Consider the following 13,540-nt stretch of genomic DNA (forward strand, 5'->3'; position numbering starts at 1 on the left):
TTGAGTGTCTCTCAGACCGCGATGTGTGTGGTCGGGATGGCGGGATCCCCGGCCGAGAGGCGGCGCGCGTATGGGGACAGCTCGGCTCGCGAGGTGCGGTGGCGCTCGGCAGCTCGAGTGACGCCGTCGGAGCCGGTGAATCCCGACTGCACGACGCCGTCCAGGACGAGGGGCACATGCAACCCGCGCAGACTGTCCTCGGCGGGCTCCCACCCGGCGAGCGCTCCGCTGACCACGACTTCCTCGACTGCCCGGCCGGCAGTGTCCACCCGGCGGGCAGCGGCCTTACGCCCACCGACGCTCGACTTCGAGGCGGATGCCTTCTGCACCGGCTCCATCACGCCGTCGCTGTTCTCACGCTGGACCAGCTTGTAGACCATTCCGCAGGTCGGCGCCCCGGATCCGGTCACCACTGAAGTGCCCACACCGTAGGAGTCGACCGGGGCGGCGGCGAGGGAGGCGATCGCGTGCTCGTCCAGGTCGGAGGAGACCACGATCTTCGTGCCGGCAGCGCCGAGGGAGTCGAGCTGGTCGCGCACCTCCCGGGCCACCATGCCCAGGTCTCCGGAGTCCAGGCGTACTGCGTCCAGGCCGGTTCCGGCGGCTGCGATCGCACGGCGCACGCCCTCGGCGATGTCGTAGGTGTCAACCAGCAGTGTGGTGGCATCTCCGAAGGAGGCGACCTGTGAGGCGAATGCCGAGGGCTCGTCGTCATGCAGCAGTGTGAAGGCGTGTGCGGCGGTGCCGATCGTCGTCAGACCGTACCGGCGGCCCGCCTCCAGATTGGACGTGCCTGCGAACCCGCCCACGACGGCGGCCCGAGCGGCGGCGACCGCGGCGTACTCATGTGCGCGCCGACCACCCATCTCCAGACAGGGCCGGGTGCCAGCGGCACTGGTCATCCGCGACGCCGCCGACGCCACTGCCGAGTCGTAGTTGAGGATCGAAAGCACCAGCGTCTCCAGCAGCACACCTTCGGCGAACGACGCCTCGACCGTCATCAACGGAGAGCCAGGAAAGAACACCTCGCCCTCGGCATAGCCGTAGATCTCACCCGTGAAGCGGTAGTTCGCGAGGAACTCCAGCGTCTGGTCGTTCACGATGCCACCCTCGCGGAGGAACTCCAGCTCGGCATCGGCGAAGCGGAATGTGCTCAGCGCCTCCAGCACCCGTCCGGTTCCGGCCACCACGCCATAGCGGCGTCCGGCAGGCAGGCGCCGGGTGAAGACCTCGAAGACGCATCGCCGGGACGCCGTGCCGTCGGCGAGCGCCGCCTGCAGCATCGTCAGCTCGTAGCGGTCGGTGAGCAGGGCCATGCTGGGCTGGGTGCCCCTCTGTGACGCGGACATGAGGCAACGGTAACGGCCCCAGGTCGATCGAGGTGCTGGTACCGGGCTGCCTCGGCGCGCGCGGATCCGTACGCTGGGGCCATGGTCGTCGCCAGTACCCCCGTCAGCACGCCGGACACCGAGTCCGTCACCGATGCTGCCGAAGCGATCGCGCCCGATCGTCCGTGGCGCACCATTGTCTGGAACGACCCGGTGAACCTGATGAGCTATGTCACCTACGTCTTCCGTAGCTACTTCGGCTACTCGGAGCAGAAGGCAAGAACCTTGATGCTGCAGGTGCACCACGAGGGACGCAGCGCCGTCTCGCACGGCAGCAGGGAACAGATGGAGGTGGACGTGCAGGCGATGCACTCCTTCGGGCTCTGGGCCACACTCGCCCAGGACGGCGACTGATGCGAGCCTTCGTCCGCCGTCGGGGTGCGTTCGTGGCCGAGGTGAGTCCGGATGAGCGCACCATCCTTGCCCGCGTAGTGGCCGATACCTGCGAGTTGCTCGGCGCACCGGTTTCCCGGGAACCCCCTGACGGCGCAGCCCGCCCCCGTGGGGAGGGTACGGATCCGTTGTTCCTGGCGTGGCCTGCCGATGGGATCGCCGCTCCCAGTGACCCGGCTCTGGCCCGGCTGTTGCCTGACGCCAGTGTCACCGATGAGGAGGTCTCGGCCGAGTTCCGCCGGCTGACCGAGGTCGATCTGCGGGAGACGAAGGCGGCGCGATTGCGGATGGTGTGGGCTGCTCTGCAGGTCCCTGGTGATGAGGTGCGGGTATCGCCGGAGCATGCGATGGACTGGGCGGGTGCGCTCAACGACGTCCGGTTGGTGGTGGCCGAGCGGCTCGGGATCCGCACCGAGGAGGACGCCGAGGCGTTGCACGGGGCGCTCGAGACCCCGCAGCACGGGCCGACGACGCCGCACAGCGAACGGGACGAGATCCGCGAGGCGCTCGGCATGCTCTACTCCGCCCTGACCTGGTTGCAGGAGTCGCTGCTGCAGGTGATGCTGCCCACACTCGACCGCTGAGCGGTGCGTGCCCAGTCCAGCGGGCCTACCCTCGTGGAGGTGAGCGACGCACCTATCGGCATCTTCGACTCTGGTGTCGGAGGCCTGACGGTCGCGCGGGCCGTGATCGACCAGCTGCCGAACGAATCCGTGCGCTATGTGGGCGACACGGCGCATGGACCCTACGGTCCGCTGCCGATCGCCGAGGTGCGCGCGCATGCGCTGGCGGTGATGGACGATCTCGTCGCCTCCGGGGTGAAGATGCTCGTCATCGCCTGCAACTCTGCCTCTGCCGCCGTGCTACGAGATGCGCGTGAGCGGTACACGATCGGCCGGGGCGTCCCGGTGGTCGAAGTGATCCAGCCCGCCGTCCGGCGTGCGGTCGCCGCTACCCGGTCGGGGCGCATCGGTGTTATCGGCACGCGGGCCACCATCGATTCGCGCGCCTATGAGGATGCCTTCGCCGCCGCTCCGCACCTGCAGTTGACCACGACGGCGGCCCCTCGGTTCGTGGAGTTCGTCGAGCGAGGCATTACGTCCGGCCCGGAGCTGCTGGGGGTGGCGCGGGAGTATCTTGCGCCGGTGCTGGCGGCGGATGTGGACACGCTTGTGCTGGGGTGCACGCACTATCCCCTGCTGACCGGTGTGGTCCAGTACGTGGTGGGGGACGCCGTCACGTTGGTCAGCAGTGCGGAGGAGACCGCCAAGGACGTCTACGCCGCACTGGTCGCGCACGGGCTCGAGCGCAGCGACGAAGCGCCTGCCTCCCACGCCTTCCTCAGTACGGGCGAGCCCGCCGCTTTCACCCAGCTCGCGCGGCGCTTCCTCGGCCCCGAGGTCGGCGCCGAGTCCGCGGCCGAGATCACCGGTGAGATTCCGGCGGTGATGCACCCGTGAGACTCATCGTTCTCGGCTGCTCGGGATCGGTATCCGCACCGGACTCGGCATCCTCGTCCTACCTGGTGGAGGCCGACGACGGTGCCCGCACCTGGCGCGTGGTGCTCGACCTGGGATCCGGTGCGTTCGGGCAGCTGTTGGGGCAGGGTGAGCCTGCATCGGTGGATGCGGTGTTGTTCTCGCATCTGCATGCCGACCACATGGTCGATGCTGCCGCGATGCACGTGTACCTGAGGTATGGACCCCAGGGGCCGTACCCGGTGATGCCGGTCTACGGCCCGTCCGAGACCGCCGCCCGCATCGCCCAGGTGTGCGGAAACGGGGAGACGGTCGACGGCGAGTTCGAGTTCCGCTCCTGGGTTACGGGCCAGGAGGTGCGCATCGGCCCGATGGTCATCCGGGTGCACGAGGTTCGCCACCCGGTGCCCGCGTACGCCATCCGCATCGAAGGGCCCGGCGAGGATGGCGGCCGCGCGGTCCTGACCTACAGCGGCGACACCGACACCTGCGAAGGTCTGATCGAGGCCGCACGCGAGGCCGACCTGTTTCTCTGCGAGGCCGCGTTCAGTGAGCCCTGTTCGGCGCCCCGGGGCATCCACCTCACCGGCCGGCGGGCTGGCCAGAGCGCCGCGCGGGCCGGTGCGCGGCACCTGCTGTTGACCCACATCCAGCCCTGGGTGGACAGCAGTGCCGTCGCGGCCGAGGCGGGCAGCGAGTACGGCGGACCGGTGGATCTCGCCCGTCCTGGGGCGCTCTGGCGGGTGTGACACATCCCACCGTGCGTGTGGTGATGTGGCTGCCCCCGTGCCCGGAGCGAGGGCGAGCGAGCGCGGACCGCCGACCGCCTCGAGTGGTGCGATCGTGCCGTTCTCGTCCCTACCCTGCGGGTGTGCTCGGGCCCGGATCGTGGGGCAGGAACGGGTGGCGTGGCGGCTAGGGTGTGATCGTCCACGCACCAGACGTGGGTGTCACGGAGTGGTAAAGGCTCGGTAGTCTCCCGCTATGACCGATGCATCGGAAGCGACCGTGACCACGCCCGCGAACGGGATCGCCACCGGCTCCCGGACGGGAGCAGTGCTCGAGATGCCAGACGCACTCCGGCACGACGTACGCCTGCTCGGTGAGCTGCTCGGAACAGTGCTCACCGAGAGCGGTGGACCCGAACTGCTGGCCGACGTCGAGCGGCTACGCGAACTGACCATCTCCGCCTACGACGACGCCGGAAGCGACGCTTTCGCCCGCGCCGAGGAGCTGGTGGAGTCCTTCACCCTCGACCGGGCCGAGAAGGTGGCCCGCGCGTTCACCTGCTACTTCCACCTCGTCAATCTCGCCGAGGAGTTCCACCGTGTGCGCGCACTGCGCTCCCGCGAGAGCGGGAAGGCGGCCACCGGCCGTGCTCCGGAGGACTCGCTGAAGGGAGCCTGGGCCTTCCTGACCGAGGAGGTCGGCGAGGACGAGGCCCGACGACGTCTGGACGGACTCGAGTTCCGTCCCGTCCTGACGGCGCACCCCACCGAGGCCCGGCGCCGCGCCGTGGCAGCGAGCATCCGCAGCATCTCCGAGCTGCTCGCCGAGCGGGACGACCCGCGGCTGGGGGACGCCGGGCTGGAGGCCAACCGCCGTCAGCTGCTCTCCCAGATCGACCGCCTGTGGCGCACCTCGCCGCTGCGCAGCACCAAGCCCACCCCGCTGGACGAGGTGCGCACCGCGATGGGCATCTTCGACCAGACCCTGTTCAGCGCACTACCGCAGATGTACCGCAAGGTGGACGCGCTCCTGCAGGACCCGGACTCTCCGGCACCGCTTCAGGCGCCCGCGTTTGTGCGCCTCGGCAGCTGGATCGGCGCCGACCGGGACGGCAACCCGAACGTCACGTCCTCCATCACTCGCTCGGCGGCGGCCATCGCCTCCGAGCACGTGTTGACCGCGCTGGAGGAGGCCGCCGACCGGGTCGGCCGTGCGCTCACCCTCGGTGCGGACACCACTCCGGCATCGGAGGAGCTGGAGGGGTTGTGGAACCGTCAGCGTCAGCTCTCCACCGAGCTGACCGACGAGGTGGCCGGCAAGTCACCGAACGAGCCGTACCGGCGCGTGATGCTGGTGATCGCCGAGCGGATCGCCGCCACCCGCCGCCGGGATGCCGACCTCGGCTACGACCAACCTGAAGAGCTCCTGGCCGATCTCTCCGTCGTCCAGTCCTCTCTCGTGGCCGCGGGTGATGCCCGTCAGGCGTATGGCGACGTGCAGGACCTGATCTGGCAGGTGCAGACCTTCGGATTCCACCTCGCTGAGCTCGAGGTACGCCAGCACTCGAAGGTGCACAATCAGACCCTGGAGGACATCGACTCCGGCGGCGAGCTGAGCCCGATGAGCCAGGAGGTGCTGGAGACCCTGCGCACCATCTCCTCGATCCAGCGGCGCCACGGTGAGTTGGCCGCGCATCGCTACATCATCTCCTTCACCACGTGCGCCGCGGACATCGCAGCCGTCTACCGGCTCGCGGAGGAGGCGCTCGGCTCCGCCGAGGACGCCCCCACGCTGGACGTCATCCCGCTGTTCGAGACCTTCGCCGACCTGCAGGCCAGCACCGACGTGCTGGAGGAGATGCTGACCCTTCCCCAGGTGCAGGCGCGACTCGAGGCGACCGGACGCCGTCTGGAAGTGATGCTCGGCTACTCCGACTCCTCCAAGGACGTCGGGCCCGTCTCGGCTACCCTCGCTCTCTACGACGCGCAGGAGCGCATCGCGAAGTGGGCTGCCAAGCATGACATCAAGCTGACGCTCTTCCATGGCCGCGGCGGTGCGCTCGGACGAGGAGGCGGCCCCGCCAACCGCGCCGTGCTCGCTCAGCCGCCGGGCTCGGTGGACGGCCGGTTCAAGCTCACCGAGCAAGGTGAGGTCATCTTCGCGCGGTACGGCGACCCGGTGATCGCCCAGCGTCACATCGAGCAGGTGGCCGCCGCCACCCTGCTGCAGTCCACCCCGGCTATCGAGGAGCGCAACTCCACCGCCGCGCGGGACTTCGCCGATATCGCCGCCACGATGGACAAGGTGTCGCGAGACCGGTTCTACGAGCTCGTCCACACCGAAGGGTTCCCGGCCTGGTTCGGTGAGGTCACCCCGCAGGAGGAGGTCGGCTGGCTGCCGCTGGGCTCGCGCCCTGCCCGCCGTGGGCTGAGCATGGAGTCCCTGGAGGATCTTCGGGCGATCCCGTGGGTGTTCGCCTGGACCCAGGCGCGCATCAACCTCACCGGCTGGTTCGGTCTCGGCACCGCTCTCGCCGGTGTCGGTGAGGTGGAGCGGCTGCGGGACGCGTACAAGCGCTGGCCGCTGTTCGCCACGATGATCGACAACGTCGAGATGTCGCTGGCCAAGACCGACGAGCGGATCGCCCGCCGGTACCTGGCACTGGGGGACCGGGAGGACCTCGCGCAGCTGGTGCTGGACGAGCTCGCCCTCACCAAGCAGTGGATCGTGGACATCACGGAGCAGGAGCGGCTACTGGCCGGGCACCGCGTGCTCGGCCGCGCGGTGATGCTGCGCAGCCCCTATGTCGACGCCCTCTCGCTACTGCAGCTGCGGGCACTGCGGACGCTGCGTGCCGAGGACTCCGCCGACAGCGAGCACGACGAGGCGATCCGCCGGCTCATGCTGCTCAGCATGAATGGCGTGGCGGCAGGGCTGCAGAACACCGGCTGATCTGCGCGGAGGCAGGCGCGGATAGGAAATCGCTCGTCGATCTGGTGGCGTGATCGCCAGATCGACGAGCGATTTGCTGTTGTATGCCAGTTCCACGGCATCCGCGCCGGGGCCTGTGCCATGTGGATCCGACTGGGCGCCCGGTTCACGGCAGGGAGGGGCTGGCCGCTGCCGTAGGCTCGATCGCATGACTGAGAGCACTCCTGCATCCGCCGCCCGCGCGGACGGCCGCCGCCCCGACGAACTCCGCCCTGTGACCTTCCACCGCGGCTGGTCCGACCAGGCCGAGGGGAGTGTGCTGGTCGAGTTCGGCGGCACCCGGGTGCTGTGCACCGCCTCGTTCACCGAGGGCGTCCCACGCTGGCGCAAGGGGTCAGGCCTGGGCTGGGTGACCGCCGAGTACGCGATGCTTCCCCGCTCCACGAACTCTCGCTCGGACCGTGAGTCCGTCAAGGGGAAGATCGGGGGACGCACCCATGAGATCTCCCGCCTGATCGGCCGCTCGCTGCGCGCGATCATCGACGTCTCCGCCCTCGGTGAGAACACGGTCGTCCTCGACTGCGACGTGCTGCAGGCCGACGGCGGCACCCGCACCGCCGCGATCACCGGCGCCTATGTGGCCCTCGCCGACGCCATCGCCTGGGGCCGGGAGAACGGGGCGGTCAAGGCCGGTGCCACCGTGCTGACCGACTCCGTGGCCGCCGTCAGCGTGGGCATCATCGACGGAACGCCGATGCTCGATCTTCCCTACGTCGAGGACGTGCGTGCGGAGACGGATATGAACGTCGTGGTGACTGGCGCCGGCTCGTTCGTGGAGGTGCAGGGCACGGCCGAGGGGGCACCGTTCCATCGCGCCGAGCTCGACTCCCTCCTCGACCTCGCGGTCGCCGGCACTGCGCGCTTGACGCAGCTGCAGAAGCAGGCGCTGGCAGCACCGCTCAGCCGCCGCGGCGCGCCGGGGCCGCTCGCATGACGGCGCACGAGCAGCAGGGCGCAGAGGTGAACGCTCGGCTGGTGCTCGCCACACACAACCAGCACAAGGTGGCTGAACTCAGGGCCATCCTCAACGCCGCCGGGGTACCGGCCGAGGGTGTGGTCGGTGCCGGTGAGGTGGGGGCGAGTGAGCCGGTTGAAGACGGCGTCACCTTCGCCGAGAACGCTTTGATCAAGGCGCGTGCACTCGTCGCGCACACGGGCGTCGCTGCTGTGGCCGATGATTCCGGCCTCGCTGTGGACGTGCTCGGTGGGGCGCCGGGGATCTTCTCCGCCAGGTGGGCGGGCAGGCACGGTGACGACGCAGCGAACCTCGATCTGCTGCTCGCCCAGCTCGCCGACGTCCCCGCCGAGCATCGGGCGGCCGGGTTCGTCTGCGCGGCGGCCTTGGTGGCACCGGACGGCACCGAACACGTGGAGGTCGGCGAGCTGCGGGGGACACTGCTCACACAGCGCCGGGGGACCGGCGGATTCGGCTACGACCCGATCCTGCAGCCCGACGGCGAGGACCGCTCGTGCGCCGAGCTCACGGCCGAGGAGAAGAACGCCATCTCCCATCGAGGGAAGGCCTTCCGTGCGCTAGCACCGCACATCGCCGCTGTGCTCATCTGAGTTCGGGATTGTGCTCATCTGATATCGTCGTCTCGACGACCACGCAAGGAGCCGAGATGACCTCCCTCAACGACGAGAACCTGCGCGACCTCGATCCGGCGGTCGCCGTGCCGGACTACGACCGCTCCGAGCTCCGGGTGGGCATCGTCCACATCGGCGTGGGCGGCTTCCACCGGGCCCACCAGGCGATGTACCTGGACCGGCTGATGGGCGAAGGAAAGGCGCACGACTGGGCGATCTGCGGGCTCGGCCTGCTCCCGGGGGACGCTCGGATGCGCGCCGCGCTCCTCGGTCAGGACGGCCTCTACGCGCTGGTCGTCAAGCACGCCGACGGTCACAACGAGGCGCGAGTGATCGGCTCGATCGTCGACTACGTCTTCGCCCCCGACGACCCGGAGGCCGCCCTCATGCGCCTGGCCGACCCGGCGGTCAGGATTGTCTCGCTCACCGTGACCGAGGGTGGCTACAACGTTCATCCGGTCACGGGGGAGTTTGATCTGACCGACCCGGCGGTCCGGGCCGACCTCGCACCTGAGGCGACGCCGTCGACCTCCTTCGGTTACGTCGTCGAGGCGCTACGGCGCCGCCGCGAGAACGGAACGGCGCCCTTCACGGTGATGAGCTGCGACAACATCCAGGGCAACGGCGAGGTTGCTCACCGGATGTTCTCCGCCTTCGCCCGCGCCAAGGACGCCGATCTCGCTGACTGGATCGAGTCCCGCGTTCCCTTCCCGAACTCCATGGTCGACCGCATCACCCCGGTCACCACCGATGCCGACCGCACCCTCGTCGCCGACGAGCTCGGGATCGACGACGCCTGGCCGGTGGTCACCGAGCCGTTCAGTCAATGGGTGCTCGAAGACCGTTTCGCCGCGGGCCGGCCCCCGTACGAGGAGGCCGGTGTGCAGGTGGTCGAGGACGTCGAACCCTACGAGATGATGAAACTCCGGCTGCTCAATGCCAGCCACCAGGCGCTCGCCTATGTCGGCTATCTCTCGGGCTACCGGCTCGTGCACGACGTGTGCCAGGACGAACTCTTCGCCCGCTTCCTGCGTACCTACATGGACACCGAGGCCACGCCCACACTGCGTCCTGTGCCCGGCGTGGATCTGGACGACTACAAGTCGACGTTGATCGAGCGGTTCTCCAACCCGGGTGTGCGCGATACCGTCGCCCGGCTATGCGCGGAGTCCTCCGATCGGATCCCGACCTGGCTGGTCCCGGTCATCCGGGACAACCTCGCCAGCGGTGGCGAGATCCAGTTGTCTGCGGCGGTCGTGGCCAGTTGGGCCCGCTACGCCGAAGGTGTCGATGAGCAGGGCGAACCGATCGAGATCGTGGATCGCCTTGCCGACCGCGTCCACGCGGCGGCGCTGCGCCGGACCGAGGATGACGTGGCATTCCTGCGCGATCGGGATCTGTTCGGCGATCTGGTAGATCACGAGCGCTTTGTCGACGCCTACCGCTGGGCCCTGGACTCGTTCCATGCCCGCGGGGCGCGCGCGACTGTCGCCGCCCTCATCGAAGGCTGAGCGCGCCGGAGCGTCAGTCCTGCTGTTCCATCAGCGCCCGGGCGCACTCGGCGTCGAGGACGAAAGTGGAGGCGATGTTTCCCAGCGCGGCGGCCCGCACGGCCGGAGCGACCCCCGCGCCGAAGCCGCACGCCACCACCTCGGGGGTGCGGCGCAGCTGATCGAGGCGAACCGCCACGACGCGCTCGTCAAGCGCGGTGTGGACGTCGTGCCCAGCGGCGTCGAAGAGCCGCCCTGAGCATTCCCCGACGGCGCCGATCGCCTCCGCCTCTTCCCGGTCGGCCTGGGTGATGTTCGGGTAGACGGTCGAGGCCTGACGCGACCAGCCACCGATCGCCACCACCGCGAGATTGAGGGCGTCAGCGCGCGTGAGGGCCTCGGCGATCTGGGGTTGCTCACGCAATCCGGCGGCCGTGGCCGCGTCGCGGACCACGAGTGGTGCCCAGATGGGCCACGTGCGTACCCCTCGCAGGCTCTTGAGTCGCTGGATCATCTCGACCGAGTCGCCACTGTCGGCCACTGGCATCGCGCCGACCAGCTGGACGATCTCGCAGGGCTCGAGGTGATCCAGGTGCATGGTGGCTCGTTCGATCGTGCGTGACCAGGACATGCCGACCGTCATCCCGTCTCGCACGCGGTCGCGGATCGTGTCGGCCACGGTCCGCGCGAGTAGGTCGCGTCGCTGTGAGGGGTCCGAATGCGACGGGCTGATGATGACCCGCACGCCCAGGTCGGCGGAGACGCGAGCACCGAGGTCGGAATCGGATTCCTCCGGGAGGGCGATCGAGATCCGGACGATCCCGCGTTCGCGGGCCGTGCTGAGCAGACGCGCAACCTGGAACCGGGAGAGGTCGCGCTCCTTGGCGATCTCTACCTTGGACTTGCCCTCGAGGTGGAAGTCGATGCATACATCGCGCATGAGCGCGAGCTCGTCCTCGTCCATAGTCTCGGCTCCGCTCTCACAAATGATGATGAAGGTGTTGCTCATTTGAGTGTATCGGACTACTGTAACCACCAACAGATGAGCACACGGTGATGCTCAAACGAGCGGCGATGGTGTAAGTCCGCCGCTGCCACACCGACGTGAGGACGACGATGTTCCCCATCCACCTTTCGGGATCCGCGCTGGCCGGATCAGCAGATCCACCCCACCGCCCACGGGACTGGACGCGACGGCGGGCGGCGGCCCTGGCCGGCGTCGCCTCGATCGCCCTCGCCGGTTGCGCCGGAGCCGGCGCTGTCGGCGGGGGAGACGGGCAGGAGCAGATCGTCGTGGCGATCGTCTCCAACCCGCAGATGCAGGATGCGATCTCGCTGCAGGACGAGTTCCGTGCCGAGCACCCGGACATCGATGTGCGCTTCGTGAGCCTGCCCGAGAACGAGGCGCGAGCGAAGATCACCGCCTCGGTGGCTACCGGCGGCGGCGAGTTCGACGTGGTGATGATCTCCAACTACGAAACTCCGATGTGGGCAGCGAACGGGTGGATCGAGAACCTCCAGCCCTACGCCGAGGCGACCGAGGGGTACGCACCCGAGGACTTTGTGCCGAGCGTCGCCGAGGCGCTCTCCTATGAAGGGGACCTGTATTCGGTTCCCTTCTACGGTGAGTCCTCCTTCCTCGCCTATCGCGAGGATGTGTTCACCGAGCAGGGCCTGGCGATGCCGGAACGCCCGACCTGGGCCGAGGTCCGCGACCTCGCTGCCCGGCTGCACGACCCGGAGGCCGGCTTCTCCGGGATCTGCCTGCGCGGACTCGCCGGCTGGGGTGAGGTGATGGCCCCCTTGACCACGGTGATGAACACCTACGGCGGCAGCTGGTTCGACGCCGACTGGAACGCTCAGCTGGACACGCCCGAGGTACATGCCGCCGTCAGCGATTATGTGAACTTGGTCCGTGACTACGGTCAGCCGGGCGCCGCCACCTCCGGGTTCGGTGACTGCCTCACCCGCTTCGCTCAGGGCAATGCCGCCATGTGGTACGACGCCACCTCGATGGTCTCCTCCATCGAGGACCCGGCCTCCTCCACGGTGGCCGGTGACGTCGGCTACGTGCCCGCCCCGGTCAGCGAGACCGAGTCAGCGGGCTGGCTCTACTCGTGGTCCCTGGCGATTCCCACCACCAGTGAGCACACCGACGCCGCCTGGGACTTCGTCTCGTGGATGACCAGCCCGGATTACATCCAGCTGGTGGGCGACGAGCTCGGCTGGGAGCGGGTACCGCCGGGCAGCCGCCTGTCCACCTACGAGATTCCCGAGTATGCCGAAATCGCCCAGGCGTACTCCGAGCCGACCCTGACCTCGATGGGGCTGGCGAGCCCGGAGAACAGCTTCACCGAGCCGGTGCCGTACCCGGGCATCCAGTTCGTCGGGATCCCCGAGTTCCAGGACCTGGGCACCCGCGTGGGCCAGCAGATCTCCGCGGCGATCGCCGGCCAGATCACCGTGGACCAAGCGCTCGAGCAGTCCCAGCGGTACGCCGAGACGGTGGCCGACTCGTATCAGGAGGAGAACTGAGATGAGCACCCTCGTTGAGAAGCATCACCGTCGTGAGGCTGAGCGCCGGGCCGATGTGAAGACACCTGCGCAGATCGAGCGTGCGGAGGCATGGCGCCGTCGGGCACCGCTGCTGCCGGCGCTGATCTTCACCATCATCGTCACCCAGGTGCCGTTCCTGGTGACCATCTGGTACTCGCTGCGCTCGGAGAACTTGCTCCGCCCCGACGGCGACCGGTTCGTGGGGTTGAGCAACTACGCGGACCTGTTTGCCGACTCCACCTTCCGTGGCGCTGCTGTGAACAGCGTGATCTTCACCCTCGGCTGCGTGGCGGTGGCGATGCTGCTGGGGATCGGGCTTGCGCTGCTCCTGGATCGCAAGTTCGTGGGCCAGGGGCTGGCACGCACGCTGCTGATCACCCCGTTCCTGATCATGCCGGTGGCCGGGGCGATGATCTGGAGCGTCTCGATGCTCAACCCCACCTACGGGATGGTGAACTGGCTGATCGGCCTGGTTGGGATCAACCCCGTCGACTGGACCTCCACCTACCCGGTGCTGAGCATCCTGTTCGCGTTGGTGTGGCAGTGGACCCCGTTCATGATGCTGCTCGTGCTGGCCGGTTTGCAGGCTCAACCCAAGGACGTGCTGGAGGCAGCCCAGATGGACGGTGCCGGCTGGGGCAAGACCTTCGTGTCCATCACCCTTCCGCAGCTGCGCCGCTACATCGAGCTCGGCGTGCTGCTGGGAGCTATCTACGTGGTGAACACCTTCGACCAGATCTACCTGATGACGGCCGGCGGGCCGGGTACGGCGAGCGCGAACCTGCCGTTCTACATCTACCAGCGGGCGTTCCTCGGCTTCGACATCGGCCAGGCCGCCGCCATGGGTGTGGTGGTGGTGATCGCCACGATCATCGTGGCCACCTTCGCCCTGCGCCTGATCTTCCGCAGTTTCGAGCAGAAGGACTGA

12 protein-coding genes are annotated in these 13,540 nt (G+C 68.7%); 10 read left to right on the plus strand and 2 right to left on the minus strand.

The annotated features are described in order from the left end of the window. Positions 1-11: 11 nt before the first annotated feature. A complete protein-coding gene (locus IM660_RS06460) occupies positions 12-1,349 on the minus strand; it encodes a nicotinate phosphoribosyltransferase (protein ID WP_193498549.1) in 1,338 nt (445 codons plus the stop codon). 81 nt (positions 1,350-1,430) lie between these two features. On the opposite strand from IM660_RS06460, the gene clpS reads away from it, so the two are divergent. From clpS to IM660_RS06500, 8 genes are all read left to right on the plus strand, one after another. Continuing rightward, entirely contained in the window at positions 1,431-1,742 is a 312-nt protein-coding gene (gene clpS, locus IM660_RS06465) for an ATP-dependent Clp protease adapter ClpS (RefSeq protein WP_159622755.1), read from the plus strand. Further along, positions 1,742-2,365, plus strand: coding sequence for a DUF2017 domain-containing protein (locus IM660_RS06470; protein WP_193498550.1), 624 nt, complete (start codon positions 1,742-1,744; stop codon positions 2,363-2,365). Before clpS ends, IM660_RS06470 begins: the two co-directional genes overlap by 1 nt. A 39-nt stretch (positions 2,366-2,404) precedes the next feature. Further along, on the plus strand, positions 2,405-3,241 hold the full coding sequence (gene murI / locus IM660_RS06475) for a glutamate racemase (protein WP_246465182.1): 837 nt from the start codon (positions 2,405-2,407) through the stop codon (positions 3,239-3,241). Then, on the plus strand, positions 3,238-4,008 hold the full coding sequence (locus IM660_RS06480) for an MBL fold metallo-hydrolase (RefSeq protein WP_193498552.1): 771 nt from the start codon (positions 3,238-3,240) through the stop codon (positions 4,006-4,008). Before murI ends, IM660_RS06480 begins: the two co-directional genes overlap by 4 nt. 235 nt (positions 4,009-4,243) lie before the next feature. Then, on the plus strand, positions 4,244-6,940 hold the full coding sequence (locus IM660_RS06485) for a phosphoenolpyruvate carboxylase (RefSeq protein ID WP_425503863.1): 2,697 nt from the start codon (positions 4,244-4,246) through the stop codon (positions 6,938-6,940). 187 nt (positions 6,941-7,127) lie between these two features. Beyond that, a complete protein-coding gene (gene rph, locus IM660_RS06490; RefSeq protein WP_193498553.1) occupies positions 7,128-7,913 on the plus strand; it encodes a ribonuclease PH in 786 nt (261 codons plus the stop codon). Next, on the plus strand, positions 7,910-8,545 hold the full coding sequence (rdgB, locus tag IM660_RS06495) for an RdgB/HAM1 family non-canonical purine NTP pyrophosphatase (RefSeq protein ID WP_193498554.1): 636 nt from the start codon (positions 7,910-7,912) through the stop codon (positions 8,543-8,545). Before rph ends, rdgB begins: the two co-directional genes overlap by 4 nt. 56 nt (positions 8,546-8,601) lie before the next feature. Further along, positions 8,602-10,077, plus strand: coding sequence for a mannitol dehydrogenase family protein (locus IM660_RS06500; protein ID WP_193498555.1), 1,476 nt, complete (start codon positions 8,602-8,604; stop codon positions 10,075-10,077). A gap of 13 nt (positions 10,078-10,090) precedes the next feature. Here IM660_RS06500 and IM660_RS06505 read toward each other — a convergent pair whose 3' ends face one another. Beyond that, positions 10,091-11,065 (minus strand): sugar-binding transcriptional regulator, encoded by a 975-nt coding sequence (locus IM660_RS06505; protein WP_246465183.1) that lies wholly within the window; start codon positions 11,063-11,065, stop codon positions 10,091-10,093. 107 nt (positions 11,066-11,172) lie between these two features. Between IM660_RS06505 and IM660_RS06510 the strand changes: the two genes are divergently transcribed. Further along, on the plus strand, positions 11,173-12,591 hold the full coding sequence (locus IM660_RS06510; protein ID WP_193498556.1) for an ABC transporter substrate-binding protein: 1,419 nt from the start codon (positions 11,173-11,175) through the stop codon (positions 12,589-12,591). Between the two features lies 1 nt (position 12,592). After that, positions 12,593-13,540 (plus strand): carbohydrate ABC transporter permease, encoded by a 948-nt coding sequence (locus IM660_RS06515; RefSeq protein WP_193498557.1) that lies wholly within the window; start codon positions 12,593-12,595, stop codon positions 13,538-13,540.

The organism is Ruania alkalisoli, assembly GCF_014960965.1.
Taxonomy (GTDB): Bacteria; Actinomycetota; Actinomycetes; order Actinomycetales; family Beutenbergiaceae; genus Ruania; species Ruania alkalisoli.